Source organism: Enterobacter sp. RHBSTW-00318 (assembly GCF_014101375.1).
Classification (GTDB): Bacteria; Pseudomonadota; Gammaproteobacteria; order Enterobacterales; family Enterobacteriaceae; genus Enterobacter; species Enterobacter ludwigii.
Window position 1 is genome coordinate 380005 of sequence record NZ_JABXQH010000001.1, and the last position, 25139, is coordinate 405143.

General features: G+C 55.6%; 26 protein-coding genes. 7 read left to right on the forward strand and 19 right to left on the reverse strand.

The window, feature by feature from the left end; all coding sequences use genetic code 11:
* Positions 1–47: 47 nt before the first annotated feature.
* From HV157_RS01940 to sad, 8 genes are all read right to left on the reverse strand, one after another.
* Positions 48–1499 carry a tagaturonate reductase gene (locus tag HV157_RS01940; protein ID WP_160890618.1) on the reverse strand — a complete coding sequence of 484 codons (1452 nt, stop codon included), beginning with the start codon at positions 1497–1499 and terminating at the stop codon, positions 48–50.
* A gap of 117 nt (positions 1500–1616) precedes the next feature.
* On the reverse strand, positions 1617–2144 hold the full coding sequence (locus HV157_RS01945; protein ID WP_047744651.1) for a GNAT family N-acetyltransferase: 528 nt from the start codon (positions 2142–2144) through the stop codon (positions 1617–1619).
* 82 nt (positions 2145–2226) lie between these two features.
* Positions 2227–3192 (reverse strand): sensor domain-containing diguanylate cyclase, encoded by a 966-nt coding sequence (locus HV157_RS01950; protein ID WP_063156410.1) that lies wholly within the window; start codon positions 3190–3192, stop codon positions 2227–2229.
* Between the two features lie 109 nt (positions 3193–3301).
* Complete coding sequence (locus HV157_RS01955; protein ID WP_182268578.1) at positions 3302–4747, reverse strand: GGDEF domain-containing protein; 1446 nt, start codon at positions 4745–4747, stop codon at positions 3302–3304.
* Positions 4748–4860: 113 nt separating this feature from the next.
* Positions 4861–5217 carry a DUF4186 domain-containing protein gene (locus HV157_RS01960; RefSeq protein WP_014170055.1) on the reverse strand — a complete coding sequence of 119 codons (357 nt, stop codon included), beginning with the start codon at positions 5215–5217 and terminating at the stop codon, positions 4861–4863.
* Positions 5217–6143: a glutaminase B gene (glsB, locus tag HV157_RS01965; protein WP_025204200.1), complete on the reverse strand. Its 927-nt coding sequence runs from the start codon at positions 6141–6143 to the stop codon at positions 5217–5219. The genes HV157_RS01960 and glsB overlap by 1 nt, the downstream gene beginning before the upstream one ends.
* Before the next feature lie 62 nt (positions 6144–6205).
* Complete coding sequence (locus HV157_RS01970) at positions 6206–7795, reverse strand: methyl-accepting chemotaxis protein (RefSeq protein ID WP_182268577.1); 1590 nt, start codon at positions 7793–7795, stop codon at positions 6206–6208.
* 116 nt (positions 7796–7911) lie between these two features.
* Positions 7912–9300 carry a succinate-semialdehyde dehydrogenase gene (sad, locus tag HV157_RS01975; protein ID WP_182268576.1) on the reverse strand — a complete coding sequence of 463 codons (1389 nt, stop codon included), beginning with the start codon at positions 9298–9300 and terminating at the stop codon, positions 7912–7914.
* 99 nt (positions 9301–9399) lie between these two features.
* On the opposite strand from sad, the gene HV157_RS01980 reads away from it, so the two are divergent.
* Positions 9400–10278 (forward strand): LysR family transcriptional regulator, encoded by an 879-nt coding sequence (locus HV157_RS01980; RefSeq protein ID WP_044868275.1) that lies wholly within the window; start codon positions 9400–9402, stop codon positions 10276–10278.
* On the opposite strand, the gene HV157_RS01985 is transcribed toward HV157_RS01980, so the two are convergent.
* Together HV157_RS01985 and HV157_RS01990 are read right to left on the reverse strand one after the other, a co-directional pair.
* Positions 10232–10714, reverse strand: coding sequence for a GNAT family N-acetyltransferase (locus HV157_RS01985; RefSeq protein WP_014170050.1), 483 nt, complete (start codon positions 10712–10714; stop codon positions 10232–10234). The genes HV157_RS01980 and HV157_RS01985 overlap by 47 nt on opposite strands.
* 61 nt (positions 10715–10775) lie before the next feature.
* On the reverse strand, positions 10776–11687 hold the full coding sequence (locus HV157_RS01990) for a LysR family transcriptional regulator (RefSeq protein WP_232937356.1): 912 nt from the start codon (positions 11685–11687) through the stop codon (positions 10776–10778).
* A 92-nt stretch (positions 11688–11779) separates the two neighbouring features.
* On the opposite strand from HV157_RS01990, the gene HV157_RS01995 reads away from it, so the two are divergent.
* Positions 11780–12742: an NmrA/HSCARG family protein gene (locus tag HV157_RS01995; RefSeq protein ID WP_182268575.1), complete on the forward strand. Its 963-nt coding sequence runs from the start codon at positions 11780–11782 to the stop codon at positions 12740–12742.
* Between the two features lie 51 nt (positions 12743–12793).
* On the opposite strand, the gene HV157_RS02000 is transcribed toward HV157_RS01995, so the two are convergent.
* Together HV157_RS02000 and HV157_RS02005 are read right to left on the reverse strand one after the other, a co-directional pair.
* Entirely contained in the window at positions 12794–13594 is an 801-nt protein-coding gene (locus HV157_RS02000; RefSeq protein ID WP_078774039.1) for a PhzF family phenazine biosynthesis protein, read from the reverse strand.
* A 27-nt stretch (positions 13595–13621) separates the two neighbouring features.
* Positions 13622–14410 carry a PhzF family phenazine biosynthesis protein gene (locus tag HV157_RS02005; RefSeq protein ID WP_020884156.1) on the reverse strand — a complete coding sequence of 263 codons (789 nt, stop codon included), beginning with the start codon at positions 14408–14410 and terminating at the stop codon, positions 13622–13624.
* A gap of 177 nt (positions 14411–14587) precedes the next feature.
* Here HV157_RS02005 and HV157_RS02010 point away from each other — a divergent pair, with 177 nt between their 5' ends.
* Positions 14588–15784, forward strand: a complete 1197-nt coding sequence (locus tag HV157_RS02010) for a sugar transporter (protein WP_020884157.1) — start codon at positions 14588–14590, stop codon at positions 15782–15784.
* Between the two features lie 58 nt (positions 15785–15842).
* On the opposite strand, the gene HV157_RS02015 is transcribed toward HV157_RS02010, so the two are convergent.
* Positions 15843–16508 carry a MarC family NAAT transporter gene (locus HV157_RS02015; RefSeq protein ID WP_182378385.1) on the reverse strand — a complete coding sequence of 222 codons (666 nt, stop codon included), beginning with the start codon at positions 16506–16508 and terminating at the stop codon, positions 15843–15845.
* Between the two features lie 256 nt (positions 16509–16764).
* Between HV157_RS02015 and marR the strand changes: the two genes are divergently transcribed.
* Genes marR through marB form a run of 3 tightly spaced genes read left to right on the forward strand, consistent with a single transcriptional unit; the run spans position 16765 to position 17851 of the window.
* Positions 16765–17199: a multiple antibiotic resistance transcriptional regulator MarR gene (gene marR / locus HV157_RS02020; RefSeq protein WP_020884159.1), complete on the forward strand. Its 435-nt coding sequence runs from the start codon at positions 16765–16767 to the stop codon at positions 17197–17199.
* 20 nt (positions 17200–17219) lie between these two features.
* Positions 17220–17600, forward strand: a complete 381-nt coding sequence (gene marA, locus HV157_RS02025; protein ID WP_008502237.1) for an MDR efflux pump AcrAB transcriptional activator MarA — start codon at positions 17220–17222, stop codon at positions 17598–17600.
* 32 nt (positions 17601–17632) lie between these two features.
* Entirely contained in the window at positions 17633–17851 is a 219-nt protein-coding gene (marB, locus tag HV157_RS02030) for a multiple antibiotic resistance protein MarB (RefSeq protein ID WP_014170042.1), read from the forward strand.
* A 38-nt stretch (positions 17852–17889) separates the two neighbouring features.
* Here marB and eamA read toward each other — a convergent pair whose 3' ends face one another.
* Entirely contained in the window at positions 17890–18789 is a 900-nt protein-coding gene (gene eamA / locus HV157_RS02035) for an O-acetylserine/cysteine exporter (RefSeq protein ID WP_020884160.1), read from the reverse strand.
* A gap of 164 nt (positions 18790–18953) precedes the next feature.
* Here eamA and ydeE point away from each other — a divergent pair, with 164 nt between their 5' ends.
* Entirely contained in the window at positions 18954–20231 is a 1278-nt protein-coding gene (ydeE, locus tag HV157_RS02040; RefSeq protein WP_220471078.1) for an efflux MFS transporter YdeE, read from the forward strand.
* A 48-nt stretch (positions 20232–20279) separates the two neighbouring features.
* Here ydeE and zinT read toward each other — a convergent pair whose 3' ends face one another.
* The 5 genes from zinT to urtB are packed head-to-tail and all read right to left on the reverse strand — an operon-like array spanning position 20280 to position 25123.
* On the reverse strand, positions 20280–20918 hold the full coding sequence (zinT, locus tag HV157_RS02045; RefSeq protein WP_025204211.1) for a metal-binding protein ZinT: 639 nt from the start codon (positions 20916–20918) through the stop codon (positions 20280–20282).
* Positions 20919–20970: 52 nt separating this feature from the next.
* Positions 20971–21669: an urea ABC transporter ATP-binding subunit UrtE gene (gene urtE, locus HV157_RS02050; protein WP_014170038.1), complete on the reverse strand. Its 699-nt coding sequence runs from the start codon at positions 21667–21669 to the stop codon at positions 20971–20973.
* Between the two features lie 9 nt (positions 21670–21678).
* Entirely contained in the window at positions 21679–22476 is a 798-nt protein-coding gene (gene urtD, locus HV157_RS02055; RefSeq protein ID WP_014170037.1) for an urea ABC transporter ATP-binding protein UrtD, read from the reverse strand.
* A complete protein-coding gene (gene urtC, locus HV157_RS02060) occupies positions 22476–23549 on the reverse strand; it encodes an urea ABC transporter permease subunit UrtC (RefSeq protein WP_044858652.1) in 1074 nt (357 codons plus the stop codon). Before urtC ends, urtD begins: the two co-directional genes overlap by 1 nt.
* Positions 23549–25123: an urea ABC transporter permease subunit UrtB gene (gene urtB / locus HV157_RS02065; RefSeq protein ID WP_182268573.1), complete on the reverse strand. Its 1575-nt coding sequence runs from the start codon at positions 25121–25123 to the stop codon at positions 23549–23551. The genes urtC and urtB overlap by 1 nt, the downstream gene beginning before the upstream one ends.
* Positions 25124–25139: the final 16 nt, after the last annotated feature.

Genomic DNA, 25139 nt, shown 5'->3' on the forward strand with positions numbered 1-25139 from the left:
AACTAATAAGATCCCCATTAAAACCCGGCCGAAGCCGGGCAACGGTGTTAACAGAGCGGTTTAACGGCCGCACGCATTCCTTGAAGCAGAATAGCATCCAGATCCCGTGTAACCTGCTCGACCAGGCCGTTAACCTGCGTAAGATCTTGCTCCCAGTGTTCGCTCACGCTCAGTACCGATTTTACCAGTTGGCGGGTAGTGATCTGGCGATCGTGATGCTGTGTCCACAGCTGCTGGAAACGCGCCAGCCAGTTCGCGTCGTCCTGAACCGGGTAACTTTCCCCGTTACGCTCCCCGCGATAAAACGCAATCAGTGCCGCTAAAGCAAACGTCAGTCGCGCAGGCAATGACCCGGTTGCTTTCTGCCCTGCCAGCAGCTGCGGCAGAATGCGGGTGCGGAACTTGGTCATCCCGTTGAGGGCAATCGACAGCAGCTGATGCCGGATGTAAGGGTTACGGAAACGACCCGTTACCGCACTGGCGAACGATTCCAGCTCATCACGCGGCAAATCCAGTACCGGAATAATTTCCTCATAGATAGCTTTTTCGACAAAAGCGCACACGTCAGCATCGTTCATCGCCTCGCCTACCGTGTCCAGCCCGGCCTGGAAAGCTACCGGTACCAGCGCCGTGTGCGCACCGTTCAGAATGGCGACTTTACGCTCTTTGTAGGGCCGGATGTCATCCACGATCAATACGTTGAGCGGGAACTTATCAAGACGCAGTTCGCTGGCAAGGGAGTCAGGGCCCTGAATCACAAACAGATAGAAGTGTTCGGCGGTATCCAGGAACCCGTCCTGATAACCCAGTTCAGCCTGCAGGGCGGCCACTTCGTCACGCGGGTAACCCGTTACAATGCGGTCAACCAGGGTCGAGCAGAAGCAGTTGGCATCGTTCAACCATTCAGTAAAGGCCGTCGGCAGCGCCCACTCCTGCGCGTAGCGCAGCACCAGTTCCCGCAGCGCATCCCCGTTGTAGTCAATCAGTTCACACGGAATGATGACCCAGCCTTTGTCTGGCGCACCGTTAAAATGACTGAAACGCTCGAAGAGCAATCGCGTCAGCTTCGCCGGGTAGCTGACGGCAGGCGCATCTTCAAAGGTGTCGCCCGCGTGATAACCGATCCCGGCTTCCGTGGTATTCGAGAACACAAAGCGCATCTCCGGGTTATGAGCCAGCCTGAGGAACGCATCGTATTCGTTATAAACGTTGATTTCGCGGTTAACGGAACGGATAAGACGTGCATCGCTCACCGCGTCGCCCTTTTCGTTCAGGCCGCGAATGATCGTGGTATACAGACCATCCTGCGTATTCAGCGACGGCGGAAAATCACTTTGAATGGGACGAACGACCACCACACCGGCGTTGAGATCGGTATGTTCGTTTAACAGGTCGATTTGCCAGTCGATAAACGCCCGCAGGAAATTACCTTCACCAAACTGAATGATACGTTCCGGATAGTGTGGACCGGGAAAATCATGACGGTTAAGTGTGTTCACAATGGGTTCCTTTTATAATTAGTCATACAGCCTGATAAGATTGGTACGATAACTTATCAAAACTTTACGACCGGGAACCCTGTTTTGATCAATTCATGATGGAGTTGTGAAAAATAATTATAAGAACTTATAGAACACGGAGGTGGCGGTCATCGCGCCATCCGGCATCAATGCATAGCGCGGGATCTCCCCCACTTTTTGCCAGCCAGCACGCTGGTAGAACGTCTCGGCACCGCTGCCGGTGGACGTATCCAGTACCAGGACCGAAATGCCTCTGGCTCTGGCCTGAACTTCAAGTTCTTCCATCAGGGCCATTGCCGCCCCTTTACGGCGCGCTTTTTCATGGACCAGCAGTTTTGCCACATCCGCGCGATGCGGCTGATTCTCCGGCTGATCGGTGATCAACTGTACCGTGCCGATAACGCCGTCCTGCGGATCGATACTGGCCAGCACAAGACGTTCATTGCGTCCCACGCTCTCAGCAATACCGCGCCAGAAAGCACGCGCTTTCTCCAGGCTAAAGGGCAACATAAAACTGACGGATGCGCCGCCGTTAACGCAGTTTTCGAGGATCGCGGACAACGCATCGAGGTGGGTGAGGATCTCTTCCCGGGTGAGGTTTTTGATGTGCAGTGAGGTATTCATTGTTTTTCCTTACGTTGAATACCGTCACTGTGCAATTAACATCTTATTAACGCAAACGGATCGATCATAGGCTTTTGTTATGTCATCTTTCACGGTGGCGTTGCTGCTTCATGGCATACATCTTTTCATCGGCCTCTTTTAGCCACTGTTGCAGGTCATGGCCATTGTGGTCAAATTCACTGAGGCCCCACGAGAACAGAAGCGACCACGGATGCAGTTTGCGGGCATTATAATTTTCGACCTGCTCGGCCAGATACTGCATCGCAATCCAGGCCCCCTGCTCATCCGTATCGGCGAACAGCACGGCAAACTCATCCCCACCAAAGCGAACCAGCAGATCCGCCTCACGGAAGGAGGAACGCATCAGTTGCGCCATCACCTTCAGCGCCTTATCCCCTTCCTCGTGACCGTAGCGATCGTTTATCTCCTTAAAACGATCCAGATCCAGCCAGCCGAGGGTTAACGGCTCTGCACGGCGTCGGGCGACGGACAGGGTAAACCGGACGAGCTGATTAAAGCCCCGACGGTTGAATAAGCCGGTGAGTTCATCGGTAGTCGCCGCACTGACGGCGGCAAATTCATCTTCTGCCAGCGCGCCCAGGTCTCCCAGCACGGCAAGATCGGCCGCCGTAAACTCGCGCGGAGAATAATCAATCAGGCAAAGCGATCCGACGCTCGCGCCGTCGCGCAGACGCAGCGGGAAACCAGCGTAGAAACGAACGCCTGGCTCACCGGCCACCAGCGGATTATCGGCAAAGCGGTCATCCTGACGCATGTCCCCCACCACCAGCGGCGCTTCGCTGAGGATCGTATGGCCACAAAATGAGATATTGCGCGGGACAGAGTCCGGTGCCTGGCCATCCGCTGACTTCACGATCAGCGAATGCTCATCGATAAGATTGACCATCGCCAGCGGCACCTGGAAAAAGCGTTTTGCCAGACGCGTCAGGCGGTCAAAGGCCGGCGAACTGTCGATTTCAAGCAGGCCTGATTCGCGCAGCGAGTTCAGACGTTCCGTTTCGTTTTCAGGGGTTGCAGGTGTTTTCATAACGTCTCCTGACGCAAGCTTTACTAAAAGCGTAGCTTAAACAGAGACATTGTCAGTGTACGAATATCCTGTTCAGACGCTATTTGTTAACGTCACTGGCTCATGACGACTAATGCAGTGATGTTTCGCTGCCGGACGTTGCAGTAACCTGCTCATCCGACAGCCGGGCGCTGGTCCGATTTCGCCCCGCTTTCTTTGAACGATAGAGATGATCGTCCGCTTCAGCCATCAGCTTATTAAAGACCTCCGTCAACTGCCATGACTCAGATTTACCGCTGCCCAGGCCAATGCTGACGGTCAGATACAGCGTCTGCTGGCGCCAGGTAAACGGATGATGTGCGACGGTGGTTCGGATGCGTTCAGCCAGTTCAAAACCGTGCTGCGCATCCCCGGAGTTCACGACCACCGCGAACTCTTCTCCGCCCATTCGCGCCACCATACCGTCCTCACCGACAACCTGCTGAACCTGCCGGGCAAAGGCCGCCAGTATGCGGTCACCGCACTCGTGACCGTAGTTATCATTGATGCTTTTGAAATAATCGATATCCAGCAGCATGACGGTTAAAAAACGCGAATGCCGGTGCGCCTCTTCTTGCTTTAACGCTTCATAAAGCCCGGAGCGGGAATAGACATGCGTCAGAAAATCATAATCTGCCCGCAGTGACACCTGACGAATCAGTGAATTAATGGCCGCCACGCTGACGGAGACCATCACCGGACAAATAGCCATGGTGGCAATGCCCAGCCGGGCTGAGAACATCATCGGGGTCGAAAGCGGTGTCGCGACGGCAATATTGATAATGGAGTTGGCAACCAGAATGATCTCAACGGCGCCCGTGAGAAACGTCAGTAAACAGGTGACGGGCAGCGGGTAGCGTACCGCACACCAGATAAGCGCCGGCAGCGGGAAACAGAGGCTCCCCGCGCCGCCAATCACCACCGACGCGACCACCGAGACTATCAACGCCATAACCGGGAACAGCTGCTCCAGGCGTAGCTGAATATCACGCACGGGCAGGCTAATCGTCAGCATACACGGCACAATCAGCACCCCCGTTGAAAACTGCTCGCTAAACCAGTCGGCAAACAGAGGCCAGAAGGTATGACTGTCGATACCGACCGATCCCACCGCGCCAAGCAAGGCACACAGCAGCGCGGCAATCAGGCAGTAGTTAAACAGACGCAGCGCATTAAGCGGATCGGGGGTTTTCATCAGCCGTTTATCACGCAGAACCAGTATGGCGACCACGACGATAAAAATCATATTCGACAGGTTAATCACCAGCGAGGCCATTCCCCAGCTGGTGGTGACCGCGTCGTACATCAGCATGGCAACATACGCGACCGCGTAGTTATGCAGACGATTCAGATAAGCATAACGGGCGAATACTCCCGCCATAACGCCATTCAGTGGCCAGAACAGCGACAACGCTTCAACCAGACGCAATTCAGCACCCAGAAAATAGAATAAGGTGGTGAGAATAAAGATCCACGACGCATTACGCAGCGGAGTATCGGGTTGAAAAAACCTGAAGGCAGAGAGAGCAGAACGCATTAAATATCATTCCGTATAATAACTTATGGCGATTATGTCGATCGTCAGCAGGATCTGAACTAACTTAACCTGCATCTATAACACAAATACAACAGGATCATAACTCGTCAAATTTAGGCGTTCATCTGCAGCACCAGCCAGTGGTGGATCACGCTGACGATATAATGCTGTTGCTGCGCGCTGAGCTGAACACCCTGCGGAATGTTATGCCACTTTGCCAGACAGCCACGACAACAGGTGGCGGTGGCATGCTGAGCGATAAACACCGGATGACCGCGCATGGGCGTCTGTTTCCCGTCATTGGTGGGATGGGCCGGTGCAAGACGCCGGGCAATAAAATCGGCGGCGTGCTGGTCAATGGTTTCGGCACCTTTGTCCCAGCAGTACTGCCGTTCCTTCGTGCCCAGACGAAAGCGCGAACGAAAAGGCGATCGCGCCAGGCGGGCAAAAAGCGGATCCAGGGTCGACATCAGTATACGGAACGTCCCAGACGTTGGGTCAGTTTCTCCAGAACTGCCACACCGGCAAGTGAATTTCCCGTTTCATCCAGCTCCGGGCTCCAGACGGCAATCGCCATTTCGTGAGGCACGATTGCCACCACCCCGCCCCCGACACCCGATTTAGCCGGAAGACCGACGCGCCAGGCAAACTCTCCGGCGTTCTGATACATCCCGCTGGTCGCCATCAGGGCATTCACCTGACGCGCCTGCATGGGCGAGACAACATCTTGCGCGAGGTGCGGCGCATGCCCCTGATGGGCGAGGAACAAGAATGTCTGTGCCAGTTCAACACAGCTCATTTCCAGCGCGCAGTAATGGAAATAGTTTTGCAGCACGGTGGCGACATCGTTATGGAAGTTACCAAACGATTTCATGAGCCAGGCGATAGCCGCGTTACGGGCGGAGTGTTCAAACTCCGAGCGCGCCACCACCGCATTGTAAGCAATATCGGCGACGCCCGAGAGCTGGCGGACAATTTCAAGCATACGCTGGCGAGGGGCGCTGAGACGGCTTTGCAGCATATCGCAAACCACCAGCGCACCGGCATTGATAAACGGGTTACGCGGCTTACCCTGTTCAATTTCGAGCTGAAGCAGTGAGTTGAAAGGCTGCCCGGACGGATCTTTCCCCACGCGGTGCCAGATTTCGTCTTCCTCATACTGGCGCATGGCCGCAACCAGACTGAGTACTTTTGAAATGGACTGAATTGAAAAACGCTCGGTGGCGTCACCGGCCTGGTAACGCTGCCCGTCTACCGTACAAATGGCAATACCCAGCTTGTTCCCGCTGACCGAGGCAAGGGCCGGAATATAGTCGGCAACCTTCCCTTTTCCAATTAACGGACGAACCTGCGACAAAATCTCGTCCAACATCTCATTATGGATGACCGCAGCCACACTTTGCTCCTTGCCCTCAGGCTAAAACGGGCTGCGAGTATAACAGAGGCTTATATGTTGCGTCAGGCGCTAAGACGAAAACGCGAAACCGCCTGCAATAAAAGATCGGATTGCTTATGCAGCCGTTCAGAGGCATCCGACGCGTCAGACACCAGCATGTCGGTCTGACGGGAAACCTGATTCAGCGCCTGAAGCTGCCGCGTCATCTGATGAATGCTCTCCCCCTGGCTCAGGGTCGCGACCGAGATCTCATTCAGCAGACTGCTTAAATTAGCCACCAGCCCGATCACCTGCTGCAGATTATCTTCCAGCAGGTTAACGGCCCGGGAACCGTCTTCGATGCCCTGCAAAGAGTGATTGATCAGCGCCTGAATAGTCTGCGTCGAGTGGCTGCTCTTTCTGGCCAGCAGCCCCACTTCCCGGGCGACAACGGCGAACCCGCGCCCGTGGTTCCCCGCATGGGCGGCCTCGATGGCCGCATTCAGTGCCAGAATGTTGGTCTGAAACGCCACGCTGTCGATCATCGCCACGATCCCGCACATCTCTGACGATCGGTCAACGATCGCCTGCATGGAGGCATTGACGGTTGTCATCATCCGATCGCCACCCGCGGCTACCTGGCGCGCCTCGTCCGCCCGTGAGCTGGCGAGTTTTGCATAACCTGTATTCCCTTCCACGTGGTTTTCCAGCGCGGCAATGTGTGTCGTCACATCCTCAAGCTCTTTCGCCTGACGAGCCGACTGCAGATACAGCTTCTGGTTGCCCTGCGCCAGCGAGCCTATATTTTCGACCATTGCGTGGGTGGCATTGCTGACCTGGGTCACCAGTTCCTGCAGTCCGTGCTGCAGGGTGGAAACACTGTCGCTCAACTGTCCGATCTCCTTGTTAAAGCGCAGTACGCCCGTCGGTGTACCGGACAGGTCTCCTGCCGCCAGCTGGTTAATGTGAGCAATCAACCGACGCAGCGGCGTAATGACCCAGCGGGACATGCCGAACCACACCAGAATGGCGATGGCAAGTAGCAGAACCGGCGCTATCAGAAAAAGCGTTTGCAGGCCAGAGAGTTGCGCCATCAGGCTCTGGCGGCCCTGCATCGCCTGCTTCTCACTGGCCTGCTGATAGCGGGCATAGTTTTCGTTGAAGTCAGTCTGGAAAGCCTGGGCAGGTACGGCAAAAAAGGCGTCGATCGTGTTGGTCTTGATGAGCCCTTCCGCCTGCTCCTTGATGGCACCGTAGAAAAGCTGGTAGCTGGTGATCAGGGCATCATCTTTTGGCGGATTGAGCGCCAGCCAGGCGTTCCAGGCCTGCTGAGAAACCGTCAGCGACGCCTGAGCTTCGTCCATCAGGCTGTGCCAGCTTCCTTCAGAGCCGGTCTCTTTATCCTGCATAAACCAGACGCCGGAGCGGTTAAGCAGATCGCTTGCTGCCAGCAGAGACACGCGGGCCAGATCCAGTTTGCTCTGTTGCTGGTACGCCAGCAGATTTTGCTGCTCGTTGCGCTGAGCGTCTTTCAGGGAAGCATTAAGCAAAAATGAAGAGGAGAGTTGCAGTGCGGAGAAAAGACCAATAATACAGAAAATACCGGTCAGCAGGCCAAACTGACGAGGGATGAGGCGCTGCGCAATACGGCGAAAAATTTGCGTTAGGTTCATAATTTTCTTCAGTAACAAGACGTTAGACGCGTGCGAGTCTACGAAACGAAAATGACAGAACCATTGCAGGAAAATGACAACGGCCTTCGTGCTGAAGGCCGTTATCGGAGAGCGAACTAGACTCTGTTCTTCCATACCGTCTGCACGTTACAGAACTCGTGCAGACCGAAGTGGGAAAGCTCACGACCAAAACCGCTCTTCTTCACGCCGCCAAAGGCCACGCGCGCATCGCTGGCGCTGAAACCATTGATGAACACCCCACCGCACTCCAGCTCACGGGAGAATTTCTCCGCCAGCGTATCGTTCGCGGTAAAGACGGTTGCGGACAGACCAAAGTCGCTGTCGTTAGCCAGCTGCAGCGCGTGCTCCGCGTCTTTCGCAACGCTAACCGCCGCAACCGGACCAAACAGCTCCTGACGAAATGCCGTCATGCTGGCAGTGACATTCCCCAGCACGGTCGGTGCATAGTAGTTACCTTCACCGGCGACTTTCTCCCCGCCAAGCAGCAGCGTGGCGCCTTCGGCCAGCGTGGCCTGCACCTGCTGATGCAGTTCATCACGCAGGTCAAATCGCGCCATCGGGCCAATAAAGTTTTCTTCGCTATCCGGCGTCCCCATCTTCAGGGCTGCCGTCGCCTCGACAAAACGCTGGGTGAAAGCATCAGCGATGCCCTCTTCCACAATAAAGCGCTTAGCGGCGGCGCAAACCTGTCCGGTATTCTGATAACGTCCGGCCACGGCTGCTTTCACCGCCAGATCCAAATCAGCATCATTGAGCACAATAAACGGATCTGAACCGCCCAGCTCCAGAACGCATTTCTTCAGTGCTGCCCCTGCCTGCGCACCAATCGCCGCCCCCGCGCGCACGCTGCCGGTTACGGTTACGGCGGCAATACGACGGTCGTTGATCGCCTGGCTCACGCCCTCATTCGTGGCATTCACCCAGCCAAAGACACCCTGCGAAAAACCGGCGTCAGCAAATACCTGCGCAATAAGGTCAGCCGAGCCGAGTACGTTTGGCGCATGCTTGAGCAGATAGCTGTTCCCGGCCAGCAGGATGGGTACCGCGCCACGCAGTACCTGCCAGAGCGGGAAGTTCCACGGCATGACGGCAAGAACAGGTCCCAGCGGCCGGTATTCAATCACCGCGTTCTGGTTTTCTACCAGGGTCGGTTCAGGCTGCAGCATTGCCGGGCCGTGTTCCGCATACCAGTCACAGAGGCTGGCGGATTTTGCCACTTCAGCACGCGCCTGCAAAATGGGTTTGCCCATCTCACGGGAGATCATTCGGGCCATCTCGTCTGCACGGTTGCGCAGCGCGCTGGCGAGATCGCGCAGCTTCTGCGCCCGGTCTGAAACGCTTACGCGTCTCCACTGACAAAAACCGGCATCAGCCTGTGCAATTGCGCGTTCAACGTCGTCGGTGCTCGCCCACGGATACGCCGCGAGCGTCTCACCGGTGGCTGGGTTAACAGAGAGGGCATGTGTAGCAGAGGAATAAGTCATGATGGTCTCCACGTAATAACGGTTGATTCATTGTGGCGCACTCTGCTATTTCTTAAAAATGAATAATACTAACCACCTTGTTCACGAATCGAGAATGGTATGGACTTAACTCAGCTTGAAATGTTTAACGCCGTGGCGCTCACCGGCAGCATCACCCAGGCGGCGCAAAAGGTGCATCGCGTTCCGTCGAACCTGACCACCCGCATCCGCCAGCTGGAGGCCGATCTTGGCGTTGAGCTGTTTATTCGTGAGAACCAGCGTTTACGTTTATCCCCTGCCGGGCATAACTTCCTGCGCTACAGCAAGCAGATCCTGGCGCTGGTCGATGAGGCACGTATGGTCGTCGCCGGTGATGAACCGCAGGGGTTATTTGCGCTTGGTGCGCTGGAGAGTACCGCCGCCGTGCGTATTCCGGAAAGCCTGGCGCAGTTTAACCAGCGCTACCCACGTATCCAGTTTGCCCTCTCTACCGGGCCGTCCGGCACAATGATTGACGGCGTACTGGAGGGAACCTTAAGCGCCGCGTTTGTCGACGGCCCCCTTTCGCATCCGGAACTGGAAGGCATGCCGGTTTACCGGGAAGAGATGATGCTGGTCACGCCCGCCGGGCATGCAGAAGTGGCACGCGCCACGCAGGTAAGCGGCAGTGACGTCTACGCCTTTCGCGCAAACTGTTCGTATCGCCGACATCTGGAAAGCTGGTTTCACGCCGACAGAGCCACGCCCGGGCGTATTCATGAGATGGAGTCTTATCACGGCATGCTCGCCTGCGTCATCGCGGGCGCCGGTATCGCGCTGATGCCTCGTTCGATGCTGGAAAGTATGCCAGGCCACCATCAGGTGGAAGCCTGGCCGCTGGAAGAAAACTGGCGCTGGCTCACCACCTGGCTGGTCTGGCGCCGCGGGGCTATGACCCGCCCGCTGGAGGCTTTTATAGCGCTGCTAAACGAACGTCAACCACCAGTGCCTTCTCCATAAACAGGCTCAGCGGGTCATCAACATACGGCGGAAACGCCGGACGTTGCTCATAGCCGCACTGCTCATACAGACGGACGGCGGCATGTTGCCGGATGCCCGTCTCCAGGCGAAGCGTGTGGCAGTGACGGCTCAGGGCTTCATCTTCCAGCGCCGCCAGCAGCATCTCGCCGAGATGTTGCCCGCGATGAGCCGGATCGATATACACCCGTTTCATTTCACCGGTCCCGTCGCCGTTGAGCACCACGGCACCACACCCGACGGCATGAAGCTGCCGGTCCCGAATAATCATCAGGATCAGCGAGGCTGTCGGCAGTTCGGTCAGATCGAGCAGGTGGTTACTTTCAGCGGGATAGAGTTCGCTCTGATAGCGGTCAAGCGCGGCAATCAGATGCAAAATATCAGGGTGATGTGCAGATTCAGCGGTAATGGAATACATGGCGGGCTCCTTGTTGTTTTTATTTCAACATAGCGCAGCCCTGCACACGTGCTTCATACCGTTAACTTATATCAGCATTGCCGTTCAGGCTGACGAGGGTATCCCTTAACCAGCGATGTCCGGCGTGGTTATGGCTGCGTTCATGCCAGATAAGACTGACGTCAAACGTCTCTTTCAGCCAGGGCAGTTCCACCACGGTGAGCAGGTTAATGGTTCCCATAATTAATCGTCGGGGCACAAGTGCTACCAGATGACTCATCTGCACCATGCCGGGAACAAACAGAAATGATGCTGCAGACACCGCAACCTTACGTTGCAACCCTGACTCCGCCAGCATGACATCCATCGGCGTGGTAAAACCGCCCCCCGAGGGGGACACGATAATATGCTCAAGTTTTGCGAACGCTTCCATTGTCAGTTGATCGTTCAGTTCGGGATGCTGAGGGCGTCCGATAAGCACGTACGATTCGTCATAAAGATGTTGCGTTCTGAGCTGCGCCTGCGCAGGGTCTGGCGTGGCTATGGCAGCATCAACATCGCCTGAGCTCAGTTGATGGGCCAGCTGATGTGGATCGTAATTCCTGACAGCAATACGCACGCCGGGGGCAATCTCTTGCAGGGTCACAATCAGCGGCATAATGACCGCGGCCTGCACGTAATCAGTACAGGCCAGAGAGACCGTTAGCGAATCGTGCAGCGGATCAAAGTCCTCATGTGATTGCAGCGTATCCCGTATTTTTGCCAGCGCCCCGCCAAGCGTCGCCATCAGCTCTAGAGCTTTGGGGGTTGGCGTCATCCCCCTGCGCCCCGGGATCAATAACGGATCGTTAAACATCCCCCTCAGCCGGTTAAGCTGCGCGCTGACGGCAGGCTGGCTAAGACAAAGCCGGCTGGCGGCCCTGGTGACATTTTGCTCCGCGACCAGCGCTTCCAGAGTCAGCAGCAGGTTTACGTCAGGCTTTTTGGTATTCATAGGATGGATATCATGTAAGAAATAAATCGATTTCACGCTCGCCGCCCGCATTCCGATAATGCACTACCGCAACAACACAGAGCGAGAATGAAATGTCGTCTGATAAAAAACCACTCATAACAGTTTTTGGTGCCACCAGTAAACAAGGACGTAGCGTAACCAGAACCCTGCTGCAAAGTGGGCGCTATCGGGTGCGCGCCTTAACGCAAAACACGGACTCTCCTGCGGCGAAACAGCTGGCGGAACGGGGCGCTGAACTGAGGCAAATCACCCTTCAGACGGGCAATGATGCGCATCTGATCGGGGCGTTTGCCGAGTCAGACGGGGCGTTCCTGATGACACCAGGTTTCATCCCCGTATCGACACAGATGCCAACGGGTGAAACGGCGCTGGGCTACAGGCTTGCAGATGCCGCCGTCAATGCCGGCGTAAAACACCTTGTCTTCAGCAGTCTGGAAAACGTCGAGAGAATAACGGCCGGAACTCTATGGGCTCCTCATTTCAGCGATAAGGGCCGAATTGAGGAGTACATCCGCACACTCCCCGTCAGCGCGTCGTTTATTCAACTGGCGTTCTTTTACACCAATCTGGCCGAATATTATCCGCCGCGTAAAGAAGGCGACGAGCTGATCTTTCCCCTCTATCTCCCGGAAGACGTTCGGGCGCCCTTTGTCGATCCGCTCACGGCAACCGGCCCTGCGGTGCTTGAGATGTTCGATAACCCCGAACACTACAACGGCATGACGTTACCCGTTGTCGGTGAGTGTCTTTCGCCGCGTGAGATGGTGGAAACCTTCACGGAGGTCACCGGCATAAAAGCCCGGTATCGCTCAGCCTACACGCGAGAAGCACTCCTTCACCACTTCCCCGATTTCGCAGACAACGCGGCACTGGTCAGTGAAATTACCGGCATGACGGAATATGCCGTAAACTACGGCTATTACGGAAAAGACCGGGATCTTAACTGGAGCAGAACCATAAACCCTGCCACCTTAACGTGGCGTGAATTTCTGATTGCGTCTGGCTGGCAGGGGGAAAAACGAACGTTTGATTAACGCAAGCCACCGTCATTCCCGATGATGAAATGACGGTGGCCCATTCCTGGCTTACATCGCCTGGCGTAAATAGATATGCCCTTTCAGATACAGGGTGGCCTGACCGCCGATTAACACCCGGTCCCCCGCCAGTTCACAGCGTAAATCCCCGCCCCGTCGCGAGACCTGGCGCGCGTTCAGCACGGTTTTGCCCAGCTTATCGCTCCAGTAGGGAATCAACATGCTGTGAGTGGACCCCGTGACCGGATCTTCCGGCACCCCTTCTCCCGGACAGAAGAAGCGGCTGACGAAGTCATATTCATCGCCCGGTGCCGTGACGCAGACCATCTTATCCAGCGGAATCATTGCTGAGATATCCGGCGTAAGGGCCTCTACCTGCTGCTGGTTCTCCAGCACCACCATGTAATCGCGCCCGACACGCACCTCTTTTGCCCGCTCAATGCCCAGCGCGCTCAACAGCAGCGCTGGCGGATTGTCGACGACCGCCGTCGGCCAGGCCGGGAAGTTGAGCGTCAACCAGTCACCGCTGCGTTTTACCGTCAGCTCGCCGACGAAACGGGTGGTGAAGGTGATTTCCGTGTGTGGATAATCAAGGTATTCGAAAATGACATGCGATGCCGCCAGTGTGGCATGTCCACACAGGTTAATTTCGTCAAGGGTAGTGAACCAGCGCAGCTCGAATCCGCCGTCAGTGCGTACGAAAAAGGCCGTCTCAGACTGATTGTGCTGTTGCGCCATGTTGAGCAACGTCTCGTCCGGCAGCCACTCTTCCAGGGGGCAAACCGCCGCTGCGTTGCCGCCAAACGCCCTGTCGCTGAAGGCATCGACCAGATAGAAATCAATTTCCTGCATTGTCTCTTCCTCTTTTGTTATGGTTATTTAGCGCAGAAAGACGGTGCCTTTCAGATAAAGCGAGGCCTGCCCGCTCATCAGCACGCGTGAACCTTTCAGTTCGCAGCGCATATCACCGCCACGAGCCGACACCTGGCGGGCAAACATCGCTGTTTTACCCAGTTTTTCACTCCAGTAGGGAATAAGCATTGTATGCGCGGATCCGGTGACCGGATCTTCCCAGACGGCAACTCCCGGTGAGAAAAAGCGGCTCACAAAATCATAATCCCCCTCTCCCCGCGCCGTCACGCTGACCTTATGTTCGCCAGGCGTCATTGCCGAGATATTCGGCGCAAGCGCCTCAACCTGCTGGCGGTTTTCCAGAACCACCACCCAGGCTCGCCCCTTACGTGCTTCTACGTAATGGCCGATCCCCAGCGCTGCAAGCATCGCCGGCGGGGGCGTCTCTTCCTGCGTCGGGCATGCCGGGAAGTCCAGCGTCATCCAGTCCCCTTCCCGGCTAACCGTCAGCTGGCCAGAGGCGGTATCAAAGTGGATACGCGGGTCAGGATAGTTGAGTTCATTAAACAGGACGTACGCGGCTGCCAGTGTGGCATGTCCGCAAAGGTTGACTTCGGTAAGGGTGGTAAACCAGCGTAACTCAATTCCCGCTTTACTGCAGACGAAAAACGCGGTTTCCGACTGATTATGCTGCTGTGCCATTCTGAGCAGTGTCTCATCAGGCAACCATGCGTCTAACGGACACACGGCCGCCGGGTTTCCACCAAAAGAGGCATTGCTGAACGCATCTACCAGATAAAAATCAATCTCCTGCATTGTCTTACCGCCTGTTTTTGTCGTGTTGTTCTTTTATATTCAATGAAAACCATGCCACCGGCTACCGCTTTTACCAGGTGAATTTTGAGATCTGCATCACATAATGGTTGAGTTTTCGCTGGTTGACGTTTTAAGATCGTCTCCTCTTCTTTTCAGCAACGAATCTCCGACATCGCTATGACAACGAACACAGTTACCCGCAGAGTCGCGTGGCTACGCGTGGTCACGCTGGCAATTGCCGCGTTTATTTTTAATACCACAGAATTTGTTCCGGTTGGGCTGTTGTCTGACATCGCTGAAAGTTTCCAGATGGAAACCGCGCAGGTGGGCATTATGTTGACCATCTATGCCTGGGTGGTGGCACTGATGTCACTGCCGTTTATGCTGCTGACCAGCCAGATGGAACGGCGAAAGCTGCTGATCGGGCTGTTTGCTCTGTTTATCGTCAGCCACGTCCTGTCGTTTCTGGCGTGGAACTTTACGGTGCTGGTCATCAGCCGCGTCGGTATCGCCTTTGCCCATGCCGTGTTCTGGTCGATCACCGCGTCACTGGCCATCCGCCTGGCACCTGCGGGAAAACGCGCGCAGGCGCTGAGCCTGATCGCCACCGGCACGGCACTGGCTATGGTCCTGGGCCTGCCGATTGGCCGTATCGTTGGGCAATACTTTGGCTGGCGAACCACGTTCTTCGCTATCGGCATGGGGGCAATGATCACCCTGGTCTGCCTGATTAAACTGCTGCCGAAGCTGCCAAGCGAACACTCCGGCTCGCTGAAAAGCCTGCCGCTGTTAATGCGTCGTCCGGCATTGCTGAGTATCTATCTGCTTACGGTCATTGTGGTCACGGCACATTACACCGCCTACAGCTATATTGAGCCGTTCGTTCAGGTCGTGGCCGGCTTTAGCGCCAACTTTGCCACCGTTCTGCTGTTGATCCTGGGAGGCGCGGGCATTATTGGCAGTATTTTGTTTGGTAAGCTCGGCAATCAGCACGCGTCGGCGCTGGTCAGCAGCGCCATTGGTTTACTGCTGGCGTGCCTGGTGTTACTCATGCCAGCAGCGGGCAGCGAGGGTCATCTGGCCGTCCTGAGCCTGTTCTGGGGAGTGGCGATCATGATTATCGGTCTGGGTATGCAGGTGAAGGTGCTGGCCCTCGCGCCGGACGCAACGGATGTGGCGATGTCACTGTTCTCGGGGATTTTCAATCTCGGTATTGGCGCGGGCGCGCTTCTGGGAAATCAGATTAGCCTTCACGTGTCGATGTCGGCGATTGGCTATCTGGGTGCCATTCCGGCACTGGTGGCGCTCATCTGGTCCCTGCTCATCTTCCGTAAATGGCCGGTCGCACTGGAAGAACAGGCCCATCACGGGTAGACCGCAGTCAACGTAAAACGGCAACCGAGGTTGCCGTTTTGCACTACCGCGCGGGTGATTAATGGTACGTCTTAATAATCTCCAGCACACCGTTGATAATAAACTGCACGCCCATACACACCAGTAAGAAGCCCATCAGGCGGGAAATCGCCTCAATACCGCCCTTACCGACCCAGCGCATGATCGCGCCTGAACTGCGCAAGGATGCCCATACGATGATACCAATCAGTGCAAAAATCAGCGGGGGCGCAACCGTGATGACCCAGTCCGGAAAGGTCGAGCCATCCCGCACCGTTGACGCGGAGCTGATGATCATCGCAATTGTTCCTGGTCCCGCCGTACTTGGCATCGCCAGCGGGACAAAAGCAATATTCGCGCTGGGCTCGGTTTCCAGCTCTTCGGATTTGCTTTTGGCCTCAGGTGACTCATGCGCTTTCTGCGCAGGGAACAGCATACGGAACCCGATGAAGGCGACAATCAGTCCGCCGGCAATACGCAGACCCGGGATAGAGATTCCGAAGGTGTTCATCAGCAGCTGTCCGGCGTAGTAAGCCACCATCATGATGGCAAACACATAGACCGAGGCCATCATCGACTGATGGTTACGCTCGGCGCTGTTCATGTTCCCTGCCAGCCCCAGGAAGAGCGCAACCGTCGTTAGCGGGTTAGCCAACGGCAGCAGTACCACCAGCCCCAGACCAATTGCTTTAATCAAATCCAACATAGTGCGTCGTTGTCCTTATCCATGTTTATCACCGCAATTATAGGGTGAAAGTGTGACGTTCAGCCATTCGCTCAACGTAACGATTATTTACGGTCATTAACGATAACCCTTCGTTATCTATTTGAATTGAAAGCATGCAAAAAAAGTTCATGAAACGTTTTAGCAATTCGTGGCATCCGCTGATCCATTCAGTTGACTTATACTTGCCTGAGCAATAATATCTGCCGTGACTAAACTACTTGCCAGGGCAACCATTGTGAAAAGCACCAGTGATCTCTTTAACGACATTATTCCGCTGGGTCGTCTTATTCATATGGTTAACCAGAAAAAAGATCGCCTGCTCAATGACTATCTGTCACCGCTGGATATCACCGCCACGCAGTTCAAAGTGCTGTGCTCCATTCGCTGCGAAGTGTGTATCACGCCGGTTGAGCTGAAAAAGGTGCTCTCTGTCGATCTGGGTGCGCTAACCCGCATGCTCGATCGTCTCGTTTGCAAAGGATGGATAGAACGAAGCCCTAACCCGAATGACAAACGCGGCGTCCTGGTGAAACTCACCAGCGATGGCGCGGCTATGTGCGAGCAATGTCATCAACTAGTAGGACAAACACTGCATCAGGAACTAACAAAAAACTTAACGGCAGATGAAGTGGCAACGCTTGAGCTTTTGCTTAAGAAAATACTGCCGTAAACAGAAAAAGAGGTATGACGATGTCCAGACGCAATACTGACGCTATTACTATTCATAGCATTTTGGACTGGATCGAAGATAACCTGGAATCGCCGCTCTCCCTTGAAAAAGTGTCAGAGCGTTCAGGTTACTCCAAATGGCACCTGCAACGGATGTTCAAAAAAGAGACCGGCCATTCATTAGGTCAATATATTCGCAGCCGCAAGCTGACGGAAATTGCCCAGAAGCTGAAAGAAAGCAATGAGCCGATCCTTTATCTGGCGGAACGTTACGGTTTTGAATCACAGCAAACCCTGACGCGTACGTTTAAGAACTACTTCGACGTGCCGCCTCACAAATACCGTATTACCAGCGTGCCGGGTGAATCCCGATACCTGTATCCACTAAAACATTGTAGTTAATCATCGCCTGTAAAGACGTAACCGAGGAAATCATGAAAGTTACAGCCTCCGCCGCCCTCGCCTTGCTGGTGCTGTTTTCCAGCCAGACCTTCGCGGAGCAAACCCCTCGTGCAACGCAGCAAAATAATCGTGACACGATGATTTTGCCGTCAGCACATGACCAGTCACCTTATGACTTCAACCACATGGGTGCTGGTAGTGACAAATCCGACGAGTTAGGCGTGCCTTATTATAATCAGCACAGCTTCTGATTCGTTTTTGCCCCGCGGATGCGGGGCTTTTTTTATGCCTATCCTCTTGCCCGCGTTACCCGACGCACGCGCAAACCAAACACGTTGATGTACAGCCCGGCCATGATCAGCACGGCCCCCAGCAGCTGCAGCGCACTCAGCTTTTCATCGAGCAACAGCGCGGCGCTGGCCAACCCTACCACCGGAACCAGCAGGGATAACGGCGCCACGCGCCAGGTTTCGTAGCGACCCAGCAGCGATCCCCAGATCCCGTAACCAATAATGGTGGCCACAAACGCAAGGTAGATCAGCGATAAAATGGTGGTGAGATCGATTTCCACCAGGCTTTTCAGCATCACGTCCGGCCCATCAAAAATGAGCGCCGCCACCATAAACGGAACAATGGGGATCAAGGCGCTCCAAACCACCAGCGACATCACCTTCGGGCGCGCCTCATGCTGCATAATTAGCTTGTTGAAGATATTCCCGCAGGCCCAGCTCAGCCCCGCCGCCAGCGTTAACATAAAGCCCAGTAACGCCACGTGCTGCCCGTTCAGGCTGGCTTCTATCAGCACCAGCACGCCGAACACCGCAAGGGTGATCCCCGCCAGCTGTTTACCCTGCAGACGCTCGCCAAAGACAAACGCCCCGAGAATGATGGTAAAGAACGCCTGAGCCTGTAACACCAGAGAAGCCAGACCAGCGGGCATCCCGAACTTAATGGCGCAGAACAGAAACGCGAACTGGCCAAAGCTGATGGTCAGCCCGTATCCCAGTAAGAGTCTGAACGGAATTTTCGGGCGAGCGACAAAGAAGAGCGCCGGGAAGGCCACCAGCAGAAAACGCAAACCGGCCAGCATGAGTGGGGGCATGTTATGCAACCCAAGCTTGATGACCACAAAATTCAGACCCCATACGATGACCACCAGCAACGCCAGCAGCCCGTCTTTTCGCGTCATACTCTGCCCCTGAATGATTAAATTTTTGTAAACACTTCAAGGTAACGAAAAAAACATGCCACGAGAAGATCATTATTTCTGGCAGTCAACTGAAGCACTTACGGATAAATTAGGTGCTATACAAGCCCCTTATGTCGTGATACTCCTGATATATACCTAAAATAATACACGTTGCAGGATGGCGGCGAGCAAGCGCGGCCAGAATCTCTGCGGCTCAAAAAAAACAAACGCAATTGTCAGGCAGGAATATGAAACCATCACTCAGGCGCTCAACCGCAGCGCTGCTGGCGTCGTCGTTATTATTAACCATTGGTCGTGGGGCAACGCTGCCGTTTATGACCATCTATCTCACGCGCGTATTTAATATGAGCGTTGAGAATATTGGTTATGCCCTGACCATTGCGCTTACCGTCGGTGTGGTATTCAGTATGGGGTTTGGCATCCTCGCCGATAAGTTTGATAAAAAGCGCTACATGCTGATTTCTATCGTCGCCTTTATTGCCGGGTTTGTTGCTATCCCGCTGGTGGATAACGTCACGCTGGTGGTGCTCTTCTTTTCCCTGATTAACTGCGCCTATTCGGTATTTTCAACGGTGCTGAAGGCCTGGTTTGCCGATGTGCTGACCTCGAGTCAAAAAGCGCGCGTTTTCTCGCTAAACTATAGCTTCCTGAACATTGGCTGGACGATCGGGCCGCCGGTGGGCACCTTACTGGTGATGTACAGCCTGCAGCTGCCGTTCTGGCTGGCCGCTTTTTGTGCTGCACTGCCGCTCGGTTTTATCCATTTCTTTGTGCAAAAAAGCGTTGCGCTCGATGCCACCGAAGAGAAAATGCCGTGGCAACCGTCAGTACTGCTTAAAGACCGCACCCTCTTCTGGTACACGCTTTCCGGCCTGCTGGCGTCGTATGTGGGCGGGTCATTCGCCAGCTGTATTTCGCAGTACGTGCTGGCTGCGAATGCCGACAGCAACTTTGCGCAAAACGTGGTCGCTGTGGTGCTGCCGGTGAATGCTGCGGTGGTCGTCACCCTGCAATACGTTATCGGTCGCAAGATCTCCGCCAGCAATATACGTCCGCTGATGACGGCGGGAACACTCTTCTTCGTCCTGGGTCTGGGCGGTTTTATGCTCTCCGGGGAAAACCTGGTCTACTGGGGCATTGCGGCAGCGGTGTTTACGCTGGGTGAGATTATCTATGCACCGGGCGAATATATGCTGATCGACAATATTGCCCCGCCGGGTATGAAAGCGAGTTACTTCTCTGCCCAGGCGCTGGGCTGGCTTGGGGCGGCGGCAAACCCGATGATCACCGGTATTATCCTTACCAACCTGCCACACTGGTCACTGTTTGCGATCATGATGGTTGCCATCGTGATTGCCTGGCTGATGATTTTGCGCGGGATGAGCGTGAAGGCGTGGTGCGAAATGCCGAAAGTGGCTTAAGTCCTCGACGCCGGGCGGCATGACGCCCACCCGGCATCGGGCAGGCCATTAATGGTGCAGCATCTCGTCTACCACCTGCTGTTTGTACATCTCGTTCGGGTAATACGTCGGCCAGTTATCCATCTCTTTCAGCAGCGCCTCGTGGGAGGTGTTGCCCATAAAGATATGGAAATGGGAAGAGGCTTTTGGGGCGATGGTATGGTCGCTGAACTGGACAAACTTCGGCGCCTTGCTGTCCGGATCTTTACACTCGAACAGATAGCGAACCCCTTTCTTACCTGATGCATAAGTCAGGATCTTATAGCCGCTGTAATCATACTGGCAGCGACCGATAGCCTTACCTTTGTGGAATTCCATCACGTTGTTTTCGATGCCGATAGCCTCAACGTCCGTCGCATACCCTGTGCGATAGTAGGCTTTCACCTCGTCGAAGGATTTTTTGTCCTTCTGCGCTTTCTGTTTAAAAACCGGATCCAGCGCGCCATCGAGCAAAAACGGATAGACGGATTGCCATGTCCCATCCCAGTCAGACAGCTTTCTGTCTTTGACGTCTTTATCCTCAAAGACGCCGTTCGCCGCCTTCTGTTCCGCTTCCGTCATCTGATGTCCATGCGAATGGGCAAACAGCTGACCACTTACCAGCAGCGCCCCCAGAGTCATTGCAAATTTGCCAATATGTGCAGCCAAAACAAACTCCTCACTCCGTTTTATAAGAATGAGGATGTTATAATATAACATTTCAAATCGCAACCAGTCCGCGAACGCCCTCTTGTTCCATTGTATCGCCCCGTCCACGCTGAATGATGGTCCCGCGCGACATCAGCAGATAGCTGTCGGCAAGCTCAGCGGCGAAATCGTAAAACTGCTCTACGAGCAGGATTGCCATATCCCCTCTGTCCGCCAGCTTGCGGATCACCAGGCCTATCTCTTTGATCACCGACGGCTGAATACCTTCCGTGGGTTCATCGAGGATTAACAGCTGTGGCCGGCTCGCCAGGGCGCGACCAATCGCCAGCTGTTGCTGCTGACCGCCGGAGAGATCGCCTCCACGACGATGCTTCATCTCTTTAAGCACCGGGAACAACTGCCAGATATCCTCCGGGACGCGCTTTGCGTCGCGGGCGGGGAAGCGTGACAGCCCGAGCAACAGATTCTCCTCGACCGTTAAGCGTGGAAAAATCTCACGCCCCTGCGGAACATAGGCCACACCCGACTGCACGCGCTGGTGCGGCTTGCTGTGGGTGATTTTTTTTCCCTGCCAGATAATGTCGCCTGTTTTTACCGGGATCAGGCCCATCAGACACTTGAGCAGCGTGGTTTTCCCCACCCCGTTGCGCCCCAGCAGGCAGGTCACTTCACCGGTCGCCGCTTCAAAACTGACCCCGCGCAGAATATGACTGCCGCCGTAATACTGATTCAGTTCGTTCACCTGTAACATGACGGCTCCTTAGCGTCCCAGATAGACTTCTATGACCTGCTCATTCGCCTGTACCTGGCGAAGTGACCCTTCCGCCAGCACGCGTCCCTGGTGCAGCACCGTCACGTGGTCGGCAATGGTTTCGACAAAGCCCATATCGTGCTCGACCACCATCAGGGAGTGTTTGCCCGCAAGGGTTCTGAACAGCTCAGCCGTATAGTCGGTCTCCGCGTCGGTCATTCCGGCCGCCGGTTCATCCAGCAACAGCAGATGCGGGTCCTGCACCAGCAGCATGCCAATCTCCAGAAACTGCTTTTGCCCGTGCGAAAGCAGCCCGGCGCGGCGATTGCGCTCGCCGCCAAGCCGCAGCAAGAGCAGCATCTCGTCAATACGGTCCCGCTGCTCGCCGTTGAGTCTGGCCCGCAGGCTCGCCCAGACGGATTTATCGGTTTTCATCGCAATCTCAAGGTTTTCCCACACCGTGAGCGCTTCAAAGACCGTGGGCTTCTGGAACTTACGTCCGATGCCCTGGCGGGCAATCTCGGCGGGTTCAAGCGCCGTCAGGTCGATGGATTGATCGTACAGCGCTCTGCCGCTTTTAGGCCGCGTCTTGCCGGTAATCACGTCCATTAATGTCGTTTTACCCGCACCGTTTGGGCCAATCACACAGCGCAATTCACCCACGCCAATGTTCAGTGAGAGGTCCGTCAGCGCCTGAAAACCATCGAAATTCACGTTGATGGCTTCAAGCTGCAGTACCGGATCGGTCTGGTCGCGATAGCGATCCCCGGGTAACTGGCGGGTAAATAATCCTTCGGCTGGCTGCATTAGTGTTCTCCCTTACGAAACAGACCGTAGACACCGCGCGGTAAAAACAGCGTCACGGCGATGAAAATCAGCCCCAGAAACAGCTGCCAGTATTCCGGCAGGGCAACGGTAAAGACGCTCTTCGCACCGTTCACCAGCGCCGCGCCTATCACCGGGCCGACCAGCGTGCCGCGCCCCCCCAGCGCAACCCAGATGGCCGCTTCAATTGAGTTGGTTGGCGACATTTCACCCGGGTTGATAATGCCCACCTGCGGCACATACAGTGCGCCAGCCAGACCGCAGAGTACGGCTGAAAGTGTCCACACCAGCAGCTTGAAACCGCGGGGATCGTACCCGCAAAACGTCAGGCGGTTTTCGGCGTCACGCACCGCGGTCAGAATGCGACCGAACTTACTTTTCGCCAGTGCGAAGCCTGTGCCCAGCGCTATCAGCAACAGCATCACGGTAGCCAGAAACAGCGCGATACGGGTGGTGGTCGCGGTGATAGAAAACCCGAGCAGCGTGGTAAAACCGGTAAAGCCGTTATTCCCGCCAAAGCCGGTTTCATTGCGAAAGAACAGCAACATCCCCGCGTACGTCAGCGCCTGGGTCATGATCGAAAAATAGACCCCTTTGATTTTTGAGCGAAAGGCAAACCAGCCAAACACCAGCGCCAGCAGCCCCGGTACCATCACAATTAATACCAGAGCCCAGACAAAGTGCTGCGTCCCCCACCAGAACCATGGCAGTTCGCTCCAGGAGAGAAACGACATAAACGCGGGCAGCCCGTCACCCGCCGCCTGGCGCATCAGGTACATGCCCATCGCATAGCCGCCCAGCGCGAAGAAGATACCGTGGCCCAGGGAGAGCATTCCGGCATAGCCCCACACCAGATCGAGCGCCACGGCGACAATGGCATAGCAGAGGATCTTACCCGTGAGCGTGAGCATCCAGGTCGAAATCGCCAGCGGATGCGTCGCGGGCAGTAAGGCGAAAAACGGTAAAATCAGCAGGCAGGCCACGATCAGGCTACCGGCTATCTGCGTCGTGCGTGGCGCTTTGCGCGCCAGCGTTAAGGTAAGCGGCTGGCTCATCAGTCAGTAACCCTCCCTTTCAGTGCGAATAACCCCTGCGGACGTTTCTGAATAAACAGAATAATCGCCACCAGGATCAGGATTTTGCCCAATACCGCCCCCATTTGCGGTTCGAGAATTTTATTAAAGATCCCCAGCCCAAACGCCGCGGCCACGCTACCTGCCAGTTGACCCACCCCGCCAAGCACCACCACGAGGAACGAGTCGATGATGTAACCCTGGCCCAGTTCTGGCCCAACGTTGCCTAACTGCGATAACGCCACGCCCCCCAGACCCGCAATCCCCGAGCCAAGCCCAAAGGCCAGCATATCGACGCGACCTGTCGGTACCCCGCAGCAGGCTGCCATGCTGCGATTTTGCGTCACTGCGCGCACGTTCAGTCCAAGACGGGTTTTGTTCAGAATGAGCCACGTGAAGAACAGCACCAGCAGCACAAAACCCAGTACCACAATGCGGTTCCACGGCAGCGTCAGATTGGCAAACACCTGCACGCCACCGGACAGCCATGCCGGGTTTGCCACCTCCAGGTTCTGGGCGCCAAACGTCATGCGTACCAGCTGAATAATCATCAGGCTGATACCCCATGTCGCCAGCAGCGTTTCCAGCGGTCGGCCATACAAATGACGAATAACGGTACGCTCAAGCACCATCCCGATGCTGGCGGTCACAATAAACGCCACCGGCAGCGCAACGATCGGGTAGAGCGCCAGCCACTGTGGGGCGAAGCCGGCCATCACCTGCTGAACCATCCAGGTGGCGTACGCGCCCAGCATCAGCATCTCCCCGTGAGCCATGTTAATCACCCCCAGCAGGCCGTAGGTAATTGCCAGCCCCAGCGCGGCGAGCAACAGTACCGACCCCAGCGAGAGCCCCATAAACGCCTGACCAAGCAGATCGCCCCACATCAGGCGATGCTCAATCTGTTTCAGACTTTCGGCAGCGGCAGCACGCACGCCGGCATCCGGCTCCGATCCTGCCTGCGTATACGGCATCAGCCGGGACTGAACGTCCGGATCGTCTGATTGCCCTAACAGCACCACAGCGTTCAGGCGCACCGCAGCCTGCGGACTTGCCAGCTGGAGGTTCGCCAGCGCCAGCATCAGCGACTGACGGGACACATCATCCGTTTCGCTGCTCACCCGTTTTTGCAGGAAATCGAGCATTTCAGGCTGTGCATCCCGCTGGAGTTGACGGGCTGCCGTACGCCTTTCCGTGACACTGTCACTTAAGAGTTGATGGGTTGCCATTGCCGTCGCCACCAGATTGCGCAGCCGGTTGGTCAGACGCACGGCTTTGGTTTGGCCTGCTGCGGCTTTTGTTTCACCCAGGGGAACCATTGCCCCCTGGCGTTGTGCAAACGCATGTTTCTGGCTGTCGGTGTAGAGACTTTCACTCTGCAGCGCCTGGAGCAGCGGCAACCGTGCCGCCTCCGGCGCGGTTGCCCACTGCGTCAACAGTTCTGCCTGCTGGCTGCGACTGGCGGCCACGAATTGGTCGGCATCCGATGCCTGCACCATCCCTGGCAGCAGTCCGGTAAGCCACACAATAGCGATGATCGTGCGTATGGCGTTCATGACTTTTCTCCCTGCG